This is a genomic window from Nocardia abscessus NBRC 100374, assembly GCF_000308455.1.
Taxonomy (GTDB): domain Bacteria; phylum Actinomycetota; class Actinomycetes; order Mycobacteriales; family Mycobacteriaceae; genus Nocardia; species Nocardia abscessus.
The window spans coordinates 39,237-58,267 of record NZ_BAFP01000142.1; the positions used below are offsets into that span (position 1 = coordinate 39,237).

General features: G+C 68.2%; 21 protein-coding genes. 13 read left to right on the forward strand and 8 right to left on the reverse strand.

The genetic code is table 11. The features are described 5' to 3' along the window. Window positions 1-32 precede the first annotated feature (32 nt). The 7 genes from ON19_RS29375 to ON19_RS29405 all read left to right on the forward strand — a co-directional run bounded on the left by ON19_RS29375 (window position 33) and on the right by ON19_RS29405 (window position 7,594). Window positions 33-1,838, forward strand: coding sequence for a thiamine pyrophosphate-binding protein (locus ON19_RS29375; RefSeq protein ID WP_043699916.1), 1,806 nt, complete (start codon window positions 33-35; stop codon window positions 1,836-1,838). Between the two features lie 73 nt (window positions 1,839-1,911). Then, a complete protein-coding gene (locus ON19_RS29380) occupies window positions 1,912-2,988 on the forward strand; it encodes a catalase family peroxidase (RefSeq protein ID WP_043699920.1) in 1,077 nt (358 codons plus the stop codon). 4 nt (window positions 2,989-2,992) lie between these two features. Then, window positions 2,993-3,550 carry a cytochrome b gene (locus ON19_RS29385; protein WP_043699922.1) on the forward strand — a complete coding sequence of 186 codons (558 nt, stop codon included), beginning with the start codon at window positions 2,993-2,995 and terminating at the stop codon, window positions 3,548-3,550. Beyond that, window positions 3,551-4,705 (forward strand): MFS transporter, encoded by a 1,155-nt coding sequence (locus ON19_RS29390; protein WP_043699925.1) that lies wholly within the window; start codon window positions 3,551-3,553, stop codon window positions 4,703-4,705. A 78-nt stretch (window positions 4,706-4,783) separates the two neighbouring features. Beyond that, window positions 4,784-5,725: an alpha/beta fold hydrolase gene (locus ON19_RS29395; protein ID WP_043699928.1), complete on the forward strand. Its 942-nt coding sequence runs from the start codon at window positions 4,784-4,786 to the stop codon at window positions 5,723-5,725. Between the two features lie 315 nt (window positions 5,726-6,040). Further along, a complete protein-coding gene (locus ON19_RS29400; protein ID WP_157229884.1) occupies window positions 6,041-7,249 on the forward strand; it encodes a DUF1444 domain-containing protein in 1,209 nt (402 codons plus the stop codon). A 42-nt stretch (window positions 7,250-7,291) separates the two neighbouring features. Continuing rightward, on the forward strand, window positions 7,292-7,594 hold the full coding sequence (locus ON19_RS29405) for a DUF1905 domain-containing protein (RefSeq protein ID WP_043699934.1): 303 nt from the start codon (window positions 7,292-7,294) through the stop codon (window positions 7,592-7,594). Window positions 7,595-7,654: 60 nt separating this feature from the next. Here ON19_RS29405 and ON19_RS29410 read toward each other — a convergent pair whose 3' ends face one another. From ON19_RS29410 to ON19_RS29425, 4 genes are all read right to left on the reverse strand, one after another. Continuing rightward, on the reverse strand, window positions 7,655-8,260 hold the full coding sequence (locus ON19_RS29410; RefSeq protein ID WP_043699937.1) for a hypothetical protein: 606 nt from the start codon (window positions 8,258-8,260) through the stop codon (window positions 7,655-7,657). A gap of 165 nt (window positions 8,261-8,425) precedes the next feature. Next, complete coding sequence (locus ON19_RS29415) at window positions 8,426-8,755, reverse strand: hypothetical protein (RefSeq protein ID WP_220136065.1); 330 nt, start codon at window positions 8,753-8,755, stop codon at window positions 8,426-8,428. Window positions 8,756-8,898: 143 nt separating this feature from the next. Then, complete coding sequence (locus tag ON19_RS29420) at window positions 8,899-9,195, reverse strand: hypothetical protein (protein WP_043699943.1); 297 nt, start codon at window positions 9,193-9,195, stop codon at window positions 8,899-8,901. Beyond that, window positions 9,182-9,406 carry a hypothetical protein gene (locus tag ON19_RS29425; RefSeq protein ID WP_043699946.1) on the reverse strand — a complete coding sequence of 75 codons (225 nt, stop codon included), beginning with the start codon at window positions 9,404-9,406 and terminating at the stop codon, window positions 9,182-9,184. Before ON19_RS29425 ends, ON19_RS29420 begins: the two co-directional genes overlap by 14 nt. Window positions 9,407-9,515: 109 nt before the next feature. Between ON19_RS29425 and ON19_RS29430 the strand changes: the two genes are divergently transcribed. After that, a complete protein-coding gene (locus tag ON19_RS29430; protein WP_043699949.1) occupies window positions 9,516-10,307 on the forward strand; it encodes an alpha/beta fold hydrolase in 792 nt (263 codons plus the stop codon). Window positions 10,308-10,320: 13 nt separating this feature from the next. On the opposite strand, the gene ON19_RS29435 is transcribed toward ON19_RS29430, so the two are convergent. The 3 genes from ON19_RS29435 to ON19_RS29445 are packed head-to-tail and all read right to left on the reverse strand — an operon-like array spanning window position 10,321 to window position 13,273. Next, complete coding sequence (locus ON19_RS29435; RefSeq protein WP_043699952.1) at window positions 10,321-10,962, reverse strand: TetR/AcrR family transcriptional regulator; 642 nt, start codon at window positions 10,960-10,962, stop codon at window positions 10,321-10,323. A gap of 5 nt (window positions 10,963-10,967) precedes the next feature. After that, window positions 10,968-11,747, reverse strand: a complete 780-nt coding sequence (locus ON19_RS29440) for a crotonase/enoyl-CoA hydratase family protein (protein WP_043699956.1) — start codon at window positions 11,745-11,747, stop codon at window positions 10,968-10,970. After that, window positions 11,744-13,273: an acetyl-CoA acetyltransferase gene (locus tag ON19_RS29445; RefSeq protein ID WP_043699958.1), complete on the reverse strand. Its 1,530-nt coding sequence runs from the start codon at window positions 13,271-13,273 to the stop codon at window positions 11,744-11,746. The genes ON19_RS29440 and ON19_RS29445 overlap by 4 nt, the downstream gene beginning before the upstream one ends. Before the next feature lie 117 nt (window positions 13,274-13,390). Between ON19_RS29445 and ON19_RS29450 the strand changes: the two genes are divergently transcribed. The 4 genes from ON19_RS29450 (at window position 13,391) to ON19_RS29465 (ending at window position 17,460) form a co-directional block, all read left to right on the forward strand. Further along, on the forward strand, window positions 13,391-14,143 hold the full coding sequence (locus tag ON19_RS29450) for a crotonase/enoyl-CoA hydratase family protein (RefSeq protein ID WP_083899697.1): 753 nt from the start codon (window positions 13,391-13,393) through the stop codon (window positions 14,141-14,143). A 183-nt stretch (window positions 14,144-14,326) separates the two neighbouring features. Next, window positions 14,327-15,433 carry a glycoside hydrolase family 183 protein gene (locus ON19_RS29455; protein WP_043700009.1) on the forward strand — a complete coding sequence of 369 codons (1,107 nt, stop codon included), beginning with the start codon at window positions 14,327-14,329 and terminating at the stop codon, window positions 15,431-15,433. A 94-nt stretch (window positions 15,434-15,527) separates the two neighbouring features. After that, window positions 15,528-16,736, forward strand: a complete 1,209-nt coding sequence (locus ON19_RS29460) for an erythromycin esterase family protein (RefSeq protein WP_043699960.1) — start codon at window positions 15,528-15,530, stop codon at window positions 16,734-16,736. A gap of 49 nt (window positions 16,737-16,785) precedes the next feature. Continuing rightward, the gene (locus tag ON19_RS29465; protein ID WP_043699964.1) at window positions 16,786-17,460 is read left to right on the forward strand and encodes a class I SAM-dependent methyltransferase; all 675 of its coding nucleotides are present in this window, start codon (window positions 16,786-16,788) and stop codon (window positions 17,458-17,460) included. 9 nt (window positions 17,461-17,469) lie between these two features. Here ON19_RS29465 and ON19_RS29470 read toward each other — a convergent pair whose 3' ends face one another. Continuing rightward, window positions 17,470-18,060, reverse strand: coding sequence for an alpha/beta hydrolase family protein (locus ON19_RS29470; RefSeq protein ID WP_043699966.1), 591 nt, complete (start codon window positions 18,058-18,060; stop codon window positions 17,470-17,472). A 412-nt stretch (window positions 18,061-18,472) separates the two neighbouring features. On the opposite strand from ON19_RS29470, the gene ON19_RS29475 reads away from it, so the two are divergent. Continuing rightward, window positions 18,473-19,031 (forward strand): acyl-CoA dehydrogenase family protein (locus ON19_RS29475; RefSeq protein ID WP_043699968.1); only part of this gene is annotated, 559 nt, incomplete at its 3' end.

Sequence of the window (19,031 nt, forward strand, 5' to 3'; positions counted from 1 at the left end):
CGGGTGCAGACCTATCGAGAAACGAAAGGGCCATGACATCTACACCGCCCCGCAGGCTGGGCCGCGACATCATCTTCGACTATCTGCGTGACGTCGGCACCGAATACGCCTTCGGTGTTCCCGGCACGCACGAGATTCCATTGCTGGACGGCACGACCATTCCCGAAAACGGCGTCGAGTACGTGCCGTGCCTGCACGAGAACATCGCGCTCGGCGCGGCCATGGGCTATGCCCGGATGTCGGGGCGCCCCGGCGCGGCGATCGTCCACATCACCCCGGGCACGGCCAACATCATCGGCAACCTGTTCAACGCCTATCGATCCAACATCCCGCTCATCGTGTTCTGCGGGCAGCAGCACAGCGAGCTGCTGATCCAGGAACCGATTCTGGCCTCCGACCTGGTCCACACCGCCGAGCAGTACACGAAGTGGGCCCACGAGATCCGCAGTGTCGACGAAATGCCGCTGGTGTTGCAGCGCGCTTTCAAAGAACTCCTGGTTCCGCCGTTCCGGCCGGTATTCGTCTCGTTGCCGTGGAACTTCCTGCTCGAAGCGCCCGCCCAGCAGGAGCCGGGGCGGGTGACGCGCATCGCGCACGCGGTAGCCGCCGACCCGTCCGGTGTCACCGACGCCGCGCACCAGCTGGCGAACGCGAAGAAGCCGGTGGTGCTCGTCGGGGACGGGGTAGGCGAGGCGGACGCGTGGCCGGAGATCGAGCGCCTGGCCACTGCGCTCGGCGCGGCGGTGTACTCGGAGAACCAGGCCAGCCGGATGAACTATCCGAACGATCTGCCGCACTGGCAGGGCGAACTCGTGCCCACCCAGGACGGGGTGCACATGCAGCTCGCCGATTTCGACACCATCTTCCAGGTCGGCGTGAATTCCCAGGCACAGATCCTGGTGTTCCGCTGGGAGAAGGGCCCGATCATCCCGTCCGCGCTCACACAGGTGACACTGCACAACGATCCGTGGGAGATCGGAAAGAATTCCTATGCCACGGTCGGTGTGCTCGGCGACATCAAACGCAGTCTGCCGCTGATCATCGATGCCGTCGTGGGTCACGCCGCGTATGACGAAGCCGCGGCGGCACAGCGCAATCGGCGGCTCCTGGAGCTCGACGCCCGGCGCGACAAGGCGTTCACCGAGGCAGGAGCCACCGTCTCCGGCCACGAGCCCGCGATTCCGGACTACATCGTGCCGATGAAGCTGGCCGAAGTGCAGAAAACGCTCGACAAGCCGCTGACCGTGATCAACGAGGACTTCGCGATCTCGGCGGCGATCCAGAAGGCGATCGCCTACGACGCACCCGACGCCTACTTCTGTACTTCCGGCGGTTCCCTCGGGTTCTCGCTGCCCGCGTCGATCGGCATCGCCCTAGCCGTGGGCAAGCGCCGCTACGTCGTGACCATTGTCGGCGATGGTTCGGCCCTGTTTCACACCAATTCGTGGTGGACGACCAGCAAATTGGCGCTGCCCGTGCTGTATCTGGTGATGAACAATCACGAGTACAAGACCCTCATGACCGGTCTTACCGCCCTCGGGCAGATCTACGGCTGGCAGCCGACCAGCGACGCCTGGTACCTGCGGTTGGGCCGGCCTACCCAGGACTTCGCGGAGATCGCCGACACCTTCGATATCGACGGCGAAGTGGTGACCAGGACCGCGAAACTCACCGATGCGCTGCGGCGCGGGTTCAAGGTCCTCGACAAGGGCGAGCCCTACGTGATCGACATCCGTATCGCCTCGGCGTCCGCGCCACCGATCGACATGCTGCTGGCCGAGAACCCGGACGTCGACCCGGTTCTGATCGAGCGACTCCAGTCCATGGGCCCGCCGTGATCGACCGGACCGTCCAGCTGCGCCCGAGCGCCCGCTTCCTGAGCGGGCGCACCGCACACGGAGAAAGGGAAACATGACCGAGGCAAGCCGGCATTCCTTGCGACTGAATCGCCGCACGCTGCTCGGCAGCGCCGCTGTCGCCGCGCTCGGCGCAGCGGGAATCGGAGGATTCTTGTTCACCGAGAGCGTCGTCGGGCCGTGGCGGCTGACGGCGCGCAGATTGGTGGACCGCCTGCAGGACACCGCGGGCGGCTCCTTCCCCGGTTGCCGGCGCAACCACGCCAAAGGGCTCGCCGTCGCCGGGTACTTCGAAAGCAATGGCAACGGCGTCGAACTGTCGAAGGCATCGGTATTCCGAGCGGGGCGCTACCGGCTCGACGGCCGGTTCTCCCTCGCCGGGGGTAACCCGCACATGCCCGACGCGCCGACCGCACCCCGCGGGCTGGGGCTGCGGCTGTTCCTACCCGGCGGGGAGCAGTGGCGGATGGCGATGATCAACGTCCCCGTCTTTCTCGATGCGACCCCCCAGGACTTCTACGACCGCACGCTCGCTTTCGCGCCGGATCCGGCTACCGGCAAGCCCGACCCCGCCGCGATGAGCCGATACGTCGCATCGCGCCCGAAGACCGCCGCCGCGCTGAGCATCATCGAACAGGGCGCTCCATCACCGACTTTCGCGGACACCGCGTTCTTCGGGCTGAACGCCTTCGAGTTCTCCGACGCTCGCGGCGACACCGTACCGGTGCGGTGGCGACTGGTACCGGACGATCCTCCTCGACTCGCGCCGCCCGCGACCGGCGAGAACGCGCTCTTCGACGGTCTGATCGCCGCCATGCGGACAGCGCCGCTGCGCTGGAAGTTCCTGGTGGTAGTGGGCGAGCGCGGCGTCGACCCCACCGACGACGCCACCAAGGCATGGCCGCCCGATAGGCGTGAAGTCCAGGTCGGCACCGTTGTGCTGGAACAGGTGAACACCGAATCCGGGCACAACGTGCAGAACGTGAACTTCGATCCACTCGTGCTGCCCGACGGCATCGCACCGTCCGATGATCCGCTCCTGCAGGCTCGCGCGGCGGCATACGCCGAGTCCTTCCGCCGCCGTGCGGGTGAAGCGAAGCCCACCGGAGCCGTCGTGGTGAGGGAGGTCTGACCTGATGGCGCTCACCGAACGCACCGCCGACACCACCCGGTTCGGCGTCACCGCACGAATCCTGCATTGGACGATGGCGGCCTCGATCGTGACGATGATCGGCATCGGCGCGGCGATGGTCGGCTACCTCGGCCCTTACAGCCGGTTGCTGTCCTGGCACAAGACCATCGGGCTGATCATTCTGCTGCTGGCGGTCGTCCGTCTCGTCTACCGCCTCCGGCACCGGCCGCCACCGCAGATCGAAACCATGGGTAGACCCGAACGGCTCGTCGCTACCGGATCGGAGATCCTGATGTACGCGCTGTTCCTGGCGCAACCACTCGTCGGATGGGCACTGGTGTCGGCCTCCGGGATCCCCATCCAGATCCTGGCGGGGCTGCGTGTCCCGGCGATCGCACCGGCCGATCCCGAGCTGTACGCCACGTTGCGGACGCTGCACAGCGTGCTCGCCTACCTGCTGTTGTTCGCGCTGGTGGCCCACGTCTGCGCGGTCGCTTTCCACACAGTGGTCCTGCGCGACAAACTACTTCGCCGCATGACCTTCCCGACCTCGCAACGATAGATGAGCAACCCGGCCGGCCAAGGAATCGTGCTCGTCGGTACGACTTTGCGTGCCCCTTTGACCTGTGTGGGACCGCTGATACCGGTGATCACCGGCGACACCGGGCTATCGGACACCCACGCGGGGCTGCTCACGGCCCTGCCCCTGCTGATCTTCGCGGTCGTCCCCGTGGCGGTGCTGCGAACCGTCCATCATGGACTCGACCGGCTCGTGCGGCTGGCGCTGGTCGCGATGCTGGTGGGGCTGTTGGTTCGCTCGGCGCCGGGCCAGCTGTGGCTTTTCACCGGGACGGTGGTGCTCGCGATAGCGATCGGGTTCGCGAATGTGCTGCTGCCCGCGATCGTGCGGGACAGCGTCTCCTCCGCGCGGGTCACGGCGGTCACCGGCGCCTGGGTGGCCGGGATGTGTGCCGCGGCTGCGGTCTCGTCCGGGATCGCGGTTCCGCTGGCCGATCTGCTGCCCGGCGGGTGGCGCACCGCGCTGGCCTCGGCAACGCTGCTGGTCGTGGTGGCCTTGCTGGTGTGGCGGATGCGCGAGGGCCCGGTACCGGAGCCGGCGCTCACCGTCCGCCGGGTGTCGATGCCGTGGCGTTCGCCCTTGGCCTGGCAGGTCAGCGCGTTCATGGGCTTGCAGGCGTTGGGGTTCTACACGACGCTCGCCTGGCTGCCCACCGTGCTCCAGGACAACGGCGTGACCGCCGAAACCGCCGGTTGGTCGCTGTTCGCGTTCCAGATCCTCGGTCTGCTCATGATCAACACGATGCCGTGGCTCGTCCGTACCACCGCGGCGAAACGCCGCCTCGCCGTCGCCGCCTCGGCGCTCGCCGCCGTGGGCTTTTTGCTGCTCGCCGTCGACTCCGACTCGGCTCCCCTGGCCATCCTGCTGCTCGGCATAGGCGCCGGTGCCAGCTTGGCCCTGGCCATGGCATTTCAAAGCGAACGCGCCGGCGATGCCATCCAAGCGGCCGCGCTGGCCGCGATGGCGCAGACCGTCGGGTTCGCCATGGCCGCTCTCGGCCCACCCCTCCTGGGCATCCTGCACAGCCAGACGAGCGGCTGGGCAGTAGCCCTGTGCGTGCTCACCGCGCTGACACTGCTACAGGCAGGCGCCGCGGCCGGAGCCGGGCGGCCCCACCTCGTTCGATCGCGGTGGTGAAACAGGCCACACCCCATCACGTCGGCGGGTGCTGTCTCGTCCTCTGATCGAAGACATCCATCTGCCACGGAGTACCTCATGCGATTCGAATTCCGGTTCCGCCGCCTGACCCTCGGGCTCGCCGCCACACTGACCACGCTGTTCGCGCAGGCGATTCCGGTCGCCTCCGCCTGGGAGCCGCCGAGGTCGGCCCCACCCTCGCAGTACCTGATGCGCGTCGAATCCAGGTATGTCGAAACGGATCTCGCTCGGTTCCACTACACGGTCTCGGGTAGCGGATCACCCGTCGTCCTGATCGCCGGTGGCGGCCTGTGGGGGTACTCCTGGCGGGAGGTGGCCCCCGCGCTCGCCCAGCAGCACACCGTCTACGCGGTCGACCTGCCCAGCCAGGGCTACACCGAATTGCACGACGCCGGTTTCGCCTTCGACCTGCCCGCCATGGCGGACGCCATCGCGACCTTCCTCGACGCCGTCGGCTTGGAGCGCACCGCGCTGGTCGGGCACTCGTGGGGTGGGGCCTGGAGCCTGTACTTCGCCGAACAGCATCCGGAACGCGTCGAGCGGCTCGCGCTCCTGGACTCCCCCGGCCTGGATGCCGAAAAAGCCCCGGTCACACCACTGTTCAAGACGCCAGTGATCGGTGAACTGGCCACCGATCACATGACCCGGTCCCTCTACGCCGGCAGCATCCGCGGCACGTTCACCAACCAGGATCTCGTCACCGACGAACTGATCGACGAGTTCTACCAGCCGTTCTCTCGGCCGGCCAACCGTAACGGCTTCCTGGCCCTGTGGCGAAACCTCGACTACCGCCTCACCGACGCCGGATTGCACCAGGTGACCGCACCCACCCTGGTGCTCTGGGGCGGCGACGACCAGTGGCTGCCGTCCTCACAGGCAACCCGACTGGCCGACCGCATCCCCCGCGCGCAAGCGGTCATCCTGCCCGGCTGCGGCCACACGGTGCACGAGGACTGCCCCGCCGCGACCATCCCCCGGATCACGACCTTCCTGAACTGATCACACGAACGAGAGCAGCCTCGCATCCAGAGCCCGTGTCCGATCAGCCACAGGCATGGTCGGTTCGGACAGCGCCGCCATGTTCGACGCGGCGCCCCGCGTTCTACCCGGCGAGCTACAGCTCGGGCAGACCTGAGCCGAGCCGAATGCCAGGTGATGCGGTCGCGCCGCACCCGGCGATGTGGTTTCCAGAGGTGGGAAAGGGGATCCCGGATGGTCGTGCTGGAACGTTAGCGTGGGGATCTCCGCCCCAACGGGGGTGGTGATCCGCCTCTGGCGGCGGGTCAGTGGATGTGGCGCGAAGGCAAGGTGTGGATGTCGATACACGAGGAGCGGACTGCGCAACGGCAGTTCGCGTTGCAGGTCTATCAGGAAATGATGAAGGCCGGCGCGACCCGCGTGTCCTATGACCCGGATGAGTTCGTCATCCGATACGACGGCGACATGGTGCTCAATCTGAGCAACATCTTCCAGCAGGTGCGGGATTCCTCCGCCGAGGAACGACGAGCTGAGGTGGAGCGGTTCGTCACCGCGATGCTCGCTCCGGCTCCGACACTGTCGAGCTGGGACGAGGTCCGTCCGCTGTTGCGACCCGTTCTGCGGCCCTGCACGTACTTGCTCGAAGATTCCGTTTCCCGGTTGCGGCGGCCGGCTTTTCCGTTCATCGACGAGATGGTCGCAATCGATGAGCCGGGCCGGATCCGACTTCCGTCGCAACAGCAGCTGGTCGAATGGGGCGTGGACGCGGAGGAGGTGTTCGACGCCGCGCGGCAGAATCTCGCGGAAACGGTCATCACCACCGAGTTCGATGACGATGCCATAGTCCGCATCGTCGTCGACGACTCGAGCTATCTCCCGTCGTGGCTGCTGCTCCCGGGCTGGCTGGCGGCGTGCACCAGCAGCTACCGGCACCGGCCGGTGGCGTTCATTCCGGATCAGACGTCGTTGATCGTCGCTCCAGGCGAGCCGGAACTGCTCGAGCACCTGTATCAGACCGTGGAGCAGGAAGTCCGTGAAGCCGACCGCCCCCTGTCACCGCAGGCCTACACCGTCGACGACAACGGGATGGTGGTCCCACTGGATCGGGCGATCACCGGACCGTTGCCGCCCGCCGTCGCCCGCGCCCGCACGCTGCTGGCCTGCACGGGATACGGAGCGCAGCGGGAGTGGCTGGAGAGCAAGTACGACCTCGCCGGGGACTTCGACGATGACGAGTCCGCGTCTCTCTTCTTCGCCGACATCATGGTGCGGCAAGAGGAGGAGGATAGTTCGCCGCAGATGGTGACGGTGTGGGGCGAAGGGGTGCACACCTCGCTGCCCGAGGCGGATTACATCGCTTTCGTCCGTGAGGACATGGAACAGACACTCTGGGTTCCGTTCGAGACCGCGGTCGAGATCACCGGCATCACGACGATCCCCGGGCTTCGCCCGACTCGATACCGTGCGGTCGACTGGCCCGACCACATTGCCTGGTCCCGCCTTTCGGAGGCGGCTGTGCCGATCGAACCGGTACACCGAAGCTGAGACGAGGTAACCGATGTCGGTGCCCGCCGCTACAGTCGCGGCGTGACTGGTTCGCGGTACTCGTTCACGGCGGAAGTGTGGGAACACCAAGGGGATGCCGCCTGGCACTTCGTCTCGCTGCCCGAGGACGTGGCCGATGAGATCGAGGAGCGGTACGCGCATCGTTCGGGTGGATTCGGCGCGGTGCGGGTGCACGTGGTCGTCGGCGGCAGCCGGTGGTCCACTTCACTGTTCCCGGACAAGTCGCGGTCGACCTATGTGCTGCCGGTCAAGAAGGCGGTGCGGGTCGCGGAGGGGCTGGAGGCGGGCTCGGCTGCGCGAATCGAGCTCACCGTCGCACTGTGAGGTGCGAATCCGCGCCGACATCGAACCACTTCGCTGGACGCACGCGCGTCGATTCGGGATTCAGTACTCGACCGAGCGCCCCGGAGGCGGGAACCATCCCGCGGCGGCACTGCGCTTGCTCGCGCTGCGCTTGACCGCCACCACCACGATCACGAGCACACCGAGCACCACGCCACCGAAACCGAGGGCGAGTGCACCGAGCAGGGTGCCCACGAACGACGAACCGAGGCCTCGGCCGACGGCGACCGTCACCTCGGAGCTACCGGCCGTGGTGACGCGGTAGGCGCCCGGTTCGACGGCATCGAACGAGAACCCGGCCCGTCCCTCGTGCTTGCCGAAGGAATAGGTGACGGAGGCGTCGTACTTCCGCAAGTCCACATGCTTGCCGGCCGGATCGAGCACCCGGAGGTTGACCGTGCCGGAGGTGCCCCGTGACGACGCACCCGGATACTCGAAGTACACGGTGTAGCCGCCGGACTCCGCCAAGCTCACCACGCCGGAGCCGGGCACCCTGACCCGCTGGAAATCATCGATCCGGCCCGAGGTCTGCAGGAAACCGACGGCCCCGAGCACGATCCCGCCGATGATCCCGAGGGCGATCAGCGCGCCACCCAGTACGAACCAGCGGCCGGAGGGAGTGATCGGTTGCGGTGTCTGCGATCCCATCGGATCAGGCGACGTCGGGAAAGGCGGCTGTGACACGGTCGAATCCTCGGCTTCTGGTCGACTCCCGCGTCGACGTAGCGACAGCGTACGGTCTGCTCCGCCGCCCCGCTACGCGAATCGTCGACTACCCGGCCGGGACCGCCGTGCACCGGCGACCGCCTGCGCTCAGCGCGGCTGGGCCGCCGACATGCACTCGCCGGCGATGCGACCGCTGGCGGCGCGCGCCTTGTCCGCGTCTTCCTTGGTCATCCCCAGCGTCTCCTGGTTGGGAGCCTTGGTGTCATACTCGTCGCTGATCATGATCCGCAGTCCGGCCTGCGAGATTCCCTGGTCGACGAACACCTTCGCGGCGCAGTCGGCCAGTTGCTTGTTCTTGAGGCCCTTGTCCTGCAACGACTTGGCGAGATCGGCCTGCGTCACCGTGGGCGCCGCCGTGTCCTTGTCGCTGCCGCATGCCGCGAGCACCGGCAGCGCGATCAGCGCCGCGGCGATCATGCAGATCCGCACCTGACTCCTCTTCCTCGACTGACCACCGTCGGTGGCGTGGCCACCATAATGCCGTGCGGCGTCCAGCGGTAGTCGTTCCGGGCCTCAGGCACGGGATACGTTGCGACACAGCAATTCACGGGGGCCCGATCTCAGAGGTCCATCGCGGCGCGCAACGCGGTGTCGAGCCGCTCCAGGGTTTCGGTGTCCACCACATCGACGCGCTCGGCCAGCCACCCGCGGAAGATGCGCCCGATGTTCCCGGCATGCACCCAGCCGTGTTCCTTCACCGGAACCGCGAGGATGTCCTGCGGATCGTCCTCGATGACCTCGGCCGCGATCAGCCAAGGGCGCGGCGATTCGTTGATGCCGTCACTGCTGATGAGCACGACCGTTCGGCGACGCGGCGAACCATGCGGGTTGTAGATCCACAGTTCACCCCGACGCACGCATCGCCTCCTCGGCGGCCGCCAGCTCGGCCGCGTCGGCGGCGGCCTCGGCGGTCACATCCGATACCGGACCGACCCCGGTGCGCACGGCTTCCCGTCGCGCGGCCTTCGATATCCACGCCGACGGCGACATCCCCGCGCGAGCCGCCGCCTGCTCGGCGAATGACCAGGCGGCTTCATCCAGCGAAAGGGTGACCTTACGCGTTGCCATACCAATTATCGTACCGGCGCGAGCGCCTGCGGCGCCAGCCCTCGGCCCACCCGCCACGCCACCTGCGTGATCCCAACTGATGACAGGTGACTGCTGTTAGGGTTGGCCCATGACGACGTTGCACCATCACCGCGTCGGTGCGGGCGAGCCGCTCGTGCTGGTCCACGGCGTCGGAAGCCGGTGGCAGGTGTGGGAGCCGATCATCGACACCCTGGCGGCGTCGTACGACGTGATCGCGGTCGATCTGCCCGGCTTCGGCGGATCGACGCACCCGCTGGCGCACACCACGGTGCCCCACCTCACCGAGGCGCTCGCCGAATTCCTCGCTGCGCAAGGGATCGAGCGGCCGCACCTGGCGGGTAATTCGATGGGCGGGCTGATCACACTCGAACTGGGCGCTCGCGGGCTGGCTCGCTCCGTCACCGCCTACTCGCCGATCGGGTTCTGGGACACCGCGGGTCGCGTCTGGTGCCAGCAGTCGCTGGGCAAGTCACGGGCGCTCGCGCGCCTGCTGCGACCCGCCCTGCCCGCCGTCCTCGGCACCGCCGCGGGCCGGACCGCCTTCCTCTCGCTGATCTTCGGCAAGCCGTGGGCGCTGGACAAGAAGATGGCGCTGGACACCGCCATCGGCGCGGCGGACTCGGCCGGATTCGAGGAGGCGCTCGCCTCGTTCACCGACGTCCGGCTGCCGGAAACCGGCGCTCTCGCCGACATTCCGGTGACGATCGCCTGGGGCACCCGCGACATTCTGCTGACCTACGCGACCCAGAGCCGTAAGGCGCGCAACGCGCTGCCGCACGCCGAGCACGTCACGCTGCACGGCAGCGGGCACACACCGTTCTTCGACGACCCGGCCGGCTGCGCCCAGGTCTTGCTCGAGACGATCGCCCGCACGCGGTAGGCGTCCGCCCGGTTCAGCGCGCGGGCGGATCGAGCAACGTGTCCGCGGACGCTGTGCCGAGCAGGACGCGTACGGCGTTGCCCCATCGGTGCCGAAGGATCTGAGTCCGGCTCGCGTCTCCGGTGAGCAGCACCCGCAGGGCCAGGCCGGTCATGATCTCGATGGTGAACTCGGTGATCGTCGGAACCCGTGGGTCGTCCGGGAATTCGCGGCGGAAGCTGTCGCGGATGCTGGTGTGCATCAGTTCGAACAGGCGAACCTCCAGCGGCAGGAACGCCGCGCGCAGTTCCGGGTCGGTGCGGGCGCCGACCCACATCTCCAACGCCGCCCAGAACGACGGCCCGCTGAGCATGCGCATGGTCAGCTCGACGGCCGTCTCCAACCGGTCCGCCTGGTCGGGGATCGCCTCGAATTCGCTGGTCAGCTGATCGAATCGGCGCTGCGCCACGTGCTCGACGGCACCGGCCAGCAGGTCGGCCCTGGTCGGGAAGTAGTGCTGCAACGTCCCGCGCGGCACGCCTGCCCGTTTCTGCACCTCGAGCGTGGTTGTGCCCGCGTAACCAACCTCGACCAGGCTCTCCACCGCCGCGTCCAGCAGCCGCGTGCGCATGCGCTCTCTGCGCTGCGCCTGCGGCTGCCGGACCGGTCGCGGCACGCCCCTCAGCGTCCCTGCCACTTCGGCTCGCGCTTCTGCGCGAACGCCAGCGCGCCCTCGGCGGCGTCCTTGGACAGCAGCGCGGGCAGGGCGATCTCACCCTGCTTCGCGAAGGCCTCCGCCACCGGCCAATCCGGCGACTCGTCGATGATGCGCTTGCTCGCGGCCACCGCCAGCGGTGCGGCAGCGGCGATCTCTGCCGCGAGTTCGAGCGCCGCCGACAACGCCGCACCCGGCTCGGTGACCCGGTTGACCAAGCCGAGCTGATAGAGCCGCTCGGCGCCGATACGCCCGCCGGTCAGCGCGAGTTCGGCGGCCGTGCTGCGCGGCAGCCGCTGGGTCAGCCGCAGCACGCCACCGCCCGCCGCCACCAGACCGCGCTTGACCTCGGGGATGCCGAACTGCGCGTCGCGGGCGGCGACGATGAGGTCGCCCGACAGCGCCAGCTCGAAACCACCGGCCAGCGCGAAGCCCTCGACCGCGGAGATCATCGGTTTCGCCGGAGGCTCGGCCGAGATACCGAGCGGACCGCGGCGCTGCGTCATCGGCATCTCGCCTTTCGACGCGGCGACCAGATCCATACCGGCGCTGAATGTTCCGCCCGCACCGGTGAGCACGAGCACGCGCGCGGCGTCGTCGGCCTCGAACTCGTCGATGGCGGCCTCGATGGCCTGCGCGGTGGCCAGATTGATCGCGTTGCGCGCCTCCGGACGGTTGACCGTCAGCACGGTGATCGCGTCGCGCCGCTCGACAAGGACGAAGTCGGGCCTGTCCGCCTCGGTCATTTGACGCTCCTCTCGGTGAGCAGGGTGAACGAGTCCGCGGCGATCTCGGCGTCCGCGCCGAGCGGATCGCCCGCGGTGAACGCCGCGAGGGTGCCGGCATCCGACGCCCGGACCAGTATGCGGGTCCCCGCCGGTGTCAAGGCGCTCACCACAACGGCTTCCGGCTCGTCGGCACGGTCCGGCGCAGGAGCCTTGCGGTAGGCGACGGTGTACGCCTCGACCGAGGCGGGACCGGTGTACCCGGGCGCCGGTTCGCGCCGGGCCCGCGGCACCTCCGCTTCGACCGCGCGGAACAGCCGCTCGGGTGGCCTGGCCGAGTACACGCCGACGCCGTGCTTGGTGCTGTACCAGCCGAGCGCCGTCGCCAGGCCGTAGGCGCCCGGGTCCGAGCGCAGGATGCCGGACAGCGTCGCGATCGAATGGGTCGTGTAGTTGTTGCCCGGTCCGCCCGCGAAGGTCAGTCCGCCGGTGACCGACAGCGGCCGTGCCGGATCGTCGATCGGCAGGCCGAGTTCCTCGGCGGCGATCTGCACCGCGACCGGGAAGCAGGAGTAGAGGTCGATGTGGGCGACGTCGTCTATCGCGATCCCGGCCGCACCGAGCGCCGCGTTCCCCGCCGCCGCGATGGCAGGCGAGCGGGACATGTCCATACGCTCGGAGACGAACCACTCGTCGGTCGCGGTGGCGCCGCCATGCGGGAACACCCACCGGTCGCGCGGCACTCCCGCGGCGTCGGCGGCCGCCGCGCTGCACAGGATCAGACCGGCGCCCAGGTCGACGGTCAAGTTCGCGACCATCAGCTTCGGATACGGCGTGGAGACCATTCGGTTGGCGGGCGCTGGTGTCACGAGGGCGGCGGCGGTGTGCGGGACGGGCTGCCACGCATACGGATTGCGTGCCGCGATCTGCGACAGCCGCGCCCACAGTGCACCGATCCGCTCCCGGTGCGCCGCCTCGCTCGACCCGAGCCTGCGGCGCAACGCCGTCTCCATGAGCGCGTAGAAATACACCGGACCCCATAGACCGGCGGCATTCTCCATGTCCGAGTTCGGCCCCCTATCGGAGCCGATGACCTCGTCGGGGGCCACGTCCTCCGCCTGCTCCGGCCAGTCCACCGCCGCGCCGGTGCGGGTAGCGGCGTTCCAGGAGGACACCGCTTCGGCTCCGGTGAGCAGTGCGACGTCCGAGCGGCCGTCGGCGATGGCCTGCGCGACGGTGTTGAGCAGCCGCTGCGGTGCGTCGCCGCCGAAGCGCACCGACTGCACGGTCCTGCTCGGGGTGGCGCCCAAATCGGCGGCGACGAGCGCGCCCAAGTCACCGTAGGGACGGCTGACCGGGGCGACGGCGGCGACCAGGTCGGCCGATCGCAGCAAACGGTCACCGACACCGCTGTCGGCGCCCGCCCGGCGCAGGGACTCGGCGGCGAGTTGGACCGGGCCGGGCAAACCGGGCTCATCCGGTCGATGTACGACCTGCCCGGCACCGACGAGCACCGGCGTCCTCGGGTCCATTCCGGCTGGCAGCATGCGTCCTCCGCTCCATAACCGTCAACGTTGACGGTAACTTGAGTCCGATTAGAGCAGAGCCCGAGTGATCGGGCAACAGCGCGCATCCGGGAACTGACTCGCGAGTAAGATTCGCGCATGGGCACCAACATCGCACTGCGGTTCGACGACCACCGCGCGTACGTCACGCTCGACCGGCCGGACAAGCACAACGGCCTGACCGTCGACATGCTCAGCGGATTGATTGCCAGCGCCCGGACCATAGCCCGCCGCAGCGATGTGCGCGCGGTCATCCTGTCCGGCAACGGACCCAGCTTCAGCAGTGGCCTGGACATCGCTGCGGCAATCAGCGATCCACTGGCTATCGTGCGGAACTTCGTGCCGCGGCCCTGGCGCGGCACCAACGCCTTCCAAGAGGCGTGCTGGGCTTGGCGCCGCCTGCCCGTGCCGGTCATCGCCGCGGTCCACGGACGCTGCTACGGCGGCGGCCTCCAGCTCGCGCTCGCCGCGGACTTCCGTTTCGCGACCCCCGACGCCGAGTTCTCCGTCATGGAGACCAAGCACGGCCTCGTCCCCGACATGACCGGCGCCGCGACGCTGTCCAGGCTGATCGGGATCGACAAAGCCCTCCTGCTCACGATGACCGCGGACACCGTCGACGCGGCCTACGCCGCGAAGATCGGCCTGGTCACCGAACTGGCGGCAGACCCCGTCGCCGAGGCCGAGAAACTCGCCGACCACCTCGCGACACGATCGCCGCATGCTGTCGCCGCCGCCAAGCGACTGTTCGAGAAGTCGTGGCAGGCATCCGCTCGGCGAACCTTTGCCGTGGAACGCGCGACCCCAGCTACCGCTGATCCTCCGCAAAGCGCTCGGCCGTACCGAAGATAGATAGCTGGAAATTCGCCAGTCTTGGACATAAGCCCTCCGCCGACCGGTTCCGCTGCTAACATTTGCACGATTTGCCAGCCAGTCGACTAGTGGTGCACGGCACACTGCGAAGGGTCTGTGTATCGCGGGAAGTCCGTGGTTCGCACCGCTCTCGGGAAGAAACCGGAGGGCTCACAGACAGTGATCAAGACCGCATCCTTCCTACTACTCTCGGCGCTGGCGGGTGTCTCGGCCTTGCTCGTCACGGCGACTACCCCCGCCATCGCCAACCCGAACGCCATCAATCCGATTCCAGTGCTCAACGGAACCACAGGGTTACCCAATCTGCTCGGCCGCACCAAGGCGGTCTTCCAGGTGACCGGCATGGCCAGCCCGAACAACACCCAGACCTATAACGTCCTCGGCACCGATCTCGGCATCATGTGGGACAACGGGCACGGCGAAATGCTCACCGCTTTCGGTGACACCGCGGGCGTCGGCTTCCCGAATCTCCTCTCGGGCAGCATGTGGTCCTGGCGCAGCAATATCCTCCTGCGCAGCCACACCACGGATCCCGCCGAGGGAATCTTCTTCGACAGCGTGGTGCGCGATGTGTTCGGTCAGGCGCGCGACCTGATTCCCAGCCCGAAGATTCCGTTCCTGGAGATCAGCCGGATTCCCACCGCGGGCATCGCGGTCGACGGCGTGCAGTACATGAGCCTGATGTCGGTGAAGACCTGGGACGACGTCGGTCAGTGGAGCACCAACTTCTCCGGCCTCGCCGTCTCCGGAGACAACGGCGAGACCTGGGCCGAACTGCCCGAAACACGGCGGACCAACGAGGGCGGGAATGCCAACTTCCAGATGAACGCGTTTCTCGCGGACGGCGGATACATCTACGAATACGGCACCCGATCCGGACGCAATAACACCGCGCACGTGGCCCGGGTGCGCGGACCGGACATCGGGAATCTCGCCGAGTACGAATACTGGGACGGCCGCGCTTGGCGAAAGAACGACGTCAATGCCGCCGCGCCGATCATGTGGGGCGTCGGCGAACTGTCGGTGATGTACAACGCTTATCTCGGACAATACATTTCACTCACCACCGATCGATTCAATTCCGTGGTGATGCGGCGCGCTTCCTCCCCGGTCGGCCCGTGGAGCGATCCGGAAGTACTGATCGATACCAGGGAATTGCCCACCGCCTACGCGCCTTCGATCTTTCCGTACCAGACAGGGCGTGATCTGTACTTCCTCACGACGGTGCACAGCCAGTACAACGTCGTGCTCATGCGTACGACGCTGTAGCCCGCGGCGACGATCCGGCGCGGCGCTTGACCTCAATAATGGTTGATGTATGAGGCTGAGCCGCGTTGGATCGTTCACGTTCACGGGAGGCACCATGCTCAGCACCACCGCCGACGTCCGCGCCTGGCTGCGCGACAACGCCGTCGCGATCGACAGCTCCGATCCGGATGCTCCGGGCGCCGAGCTCGACACCTTGATCGCGCGGCTCGGGGCCGCCGGTGTGGTGGGGCTGGGTGAGTCGACGCGGTTCTCCCGGCAGACCTTCGGTGTGCGGGAGCGGATATTCCGCGGGCTCGTCGAACGGCATGGCTTCCGCGCCTTGGCGATTCAGGACAGCGCACGTTCCGGCGAGCGCTGGGACCGGTTCGTCACCACAGGTGAAAGCGACCCGGAAACAGTGCTCGCCGGCGCCTGGCGCCCGTGGCGTACCGAGGAATCGGTGGCCACGCTGCGTTGGATCCGCGGATACAACCTGGCGCATCCGGAAGACCCGGTGCGCATCTTCGGCGTCGAACCGCCCCATGCCGAGCCGAGCGACTACGACGCGGTGCTGGACTATGTGCGCCGCGCGGCCCCAGACCGGTTCGCCGCGATCGAGGCACACCTCGCGCCGATCCGCACCGCGCACCAAGTCGACGAGCACGTCCAGCGCCACCAGGGCATCCATCCCGGCCGCCCGTTCGCCGAGCACGCCGAAGACGCCCTGACGCTGCTCGCGCAATTGCCGGACACGAAGGAGCGCGCCACGGCGTTCACCCATGCCCGCCTGATCCTCGACTTCCACCGGCACAGCGTCGCCGGCCAGGGGTTCGCCCGCGACGAACGGCCTTCCGCCGAGACCGTGCTGCGGTGGCGGCGCTCGACCGGCGCCAAGATCGTCTACTGGGATGGGCTTGCGCACACCACCAATCTTCCGATCGTCTACGACACGGCCGAATTCCGCGGTGCGGGAAGTCATCTGCGTACCGGCCTGGGCGACGGATACCTGTCCGTCGGCATCGGCTTCCACCACGGCGACCTCGGTATGGCCGTGGCCCCCGGCCCGCAGCCGGACCTGGTGGACGCCGCGCTGGGCGAGGTCGACCTGCCCGCGTACTACGTGGACCTGCGCGCCGAGGCGCCGGAGCCGGTGCGCGACTGGCTCGACGGGCCCGCCGAATTGCGCACCATCAGCGGCGTCTACGACCCGGCCGCGGACGCCACGGCGAAGGTCCGCCTCACCTCGCTCGCCGACGCCTTCGACGTGCTGATCCACGTGCGCGAGACCACGCCGGTGCACTGGCTGTCGCAGGTATCGGCCTAACTCGAGCAACCCCCGGGGTCGCGGGCCACGCGATCAATAGACTCGAAACATGGATGCGGCCGACTGGGACGAGCGCTACGCGCAAACGGAATTGGTCTGGGGCGCACCGCCGAACAACACCGTGGTGGAGCACGTCTACGGGTTGGAACGCCGTGCGACGCTACAGGCCGCTACACCCGAGGGCGAGGCGCCGGAGTTCCCCCGCGCCCTCGACTTGGCCTGCGGGGAGGGGCGAAACACCCTCTGGCTGGCCACGCACGGTTGGCAGGTGCACGCCGTCGACTACTCCCAGGTGGGCATCGACAAAGGCCGCACCGTGGCCTCGCGCTTGTCCCGCTCGGTCCGCAATCGCATCACCTGGCAGTGCGCCGACGTCACCGACCTGGACGAGGCGGGGATCACCGGACCGTTCGAGCTGGTCTTGATGGTCTTCCTGCATCTGCCCGTCGAGCAGCGCCGCGCGCTGGTCCGCCAGGCGGCGGGGTTGCTGGCTCCGGAAGGCACCCTGCTCGTGCTCGGCCACGACACCACCAACATCACCGATGGCTGCGGCGGGCCGCAGGACCCGGCCATCCTGTTCACCCCCGACGACGTGGTCGCCGACCTCGGTCCCCTGGCGGCGGCGAGCCGGATCCGCGTCCGCATCGCCGACCGCGTCTACCGTCCGACGGAAACCGGCGACGCCATCGACGCTCTGGTCATCGCCACCCGGCCCGCCGAATAGGGTCGCAGTTCAGGACCAGCGCTCCAGCCACGGTGCGACAGTCTCGGCGATCAGGTCGAACCCGGCACGGAAGGCGTGCGGCTGCCCGGGAATGACGCGCACTTCGGCGGCGTCGGCGGGCTCGGGAATGCCGAACGGGTCATTGGCTCCATTGACGACCACCACGTCGATGTCGCCCGGGGCGAGCAGCTCGTCCCGGCGCGAGTTCTCCGGCTTGCCCGGCGGATGCAACGGGAAGGACAACGCGAGCACGCCGCGAGCCCGCGCCGCGACCGCCGTTCGACAGGCAACCCGCGCCCCGTTGCTGCGCCCGCCCTGGATCAGCGGAATGCGCTTGCGGCCGCGCAGCTGAGCGACGATCTCGAGCCAAGCCTCGTCCTGCTTGACCGCCGACCCCGGCGCGCGCCGCCCGGCGACCCGATACGGCTGCACCACCCGCGCCACCGCACCCCCCAGCCGCAGCGCCACGTCACGCACCGCGAGCAGGTCCTTCGCATCCACCCCACCACCAGCGCCATGCGTGAGCAGCAGCAGGAACGCGGGCCTGCGCGGCTGTTCGAGCTCCACCTCAGCCGGCCCAGCACTCGTCTCGATGCGCATTGTGGCTATTTTGGCAGTTCCGGCGGCGCGGTGAACCCCTACCCCGCACGATCGCGACCGCGACTGCCCCGTCCGGCGAGCTCGAGGTCGCGGCCAGCCTTGCGCGGCATCACCAGCTGTAACGCATCGGCCCGGCTCCGTGGGCTGGGGTAGACCGAGCATGCGCCGTTCGCGGCCCGGCTCGCGTTCGAGCTGCCGTCGCGTCCGCGACGAAGTCGCGGCCATCAGACACTGTAAAACGCGTCACATTGCCTGCTCAGCTCTTTGCGCAGTCATTACCGGCCGGTAATATGACGGATAAGTTACCCGCGAGTAGCATGCGGAAAACCGGCACGACTACCCGGTGGAGCGAACAACGGGCGGGAACGGCAACAACCGACCGCACCAACTCAACGGAGAGTGAGTACTGACCATGGGTCACTACAAGAGCAACGTCCGCGACCTGGAGTTCAACCTCTTCGAGGTTCTCGGACTCGGGTCGATCCTGGACAGCGGCGCCTACGGCGATCTCGACGCGGACACCGTGAAGGAGATGCTGAACGAGGTGCGTCGCCTGGCCGAAGGCCCGCTCGGCGAGTCGTTCGCCGACGCGGACCGCAACCCGCCGGTCTTCGACCCCGAGACCCACACGGTAACCCTGCCCGAGTCCTTCAAGAAGAGCTACCGCACGCTCCAGGACGGCGGCTGGGACAGGCTGGGCATCGCCGAGGAGCTCGGCGGCCTGCCGATTCCCCGCGCGGCCTACTGGGCCGTCGCCGAACTGATCCTGGGCGCGCAGCCGGCCGCCTTCATGTACGCCGCAGGCCCCGGCTTCGCGAACATCTTCTACAACAACGCCACCGAAGAGCAGAAGGGCTGGGCGCAGATCGCGGCCGAGCAGGGCTGGGGCGCCACCATGGTGCTGACCGAGCCCGACGCCGGTTCCGACGTCGGCGCGGGCCGCACCAAGGCGATCAAGCAGGAAGACGGCA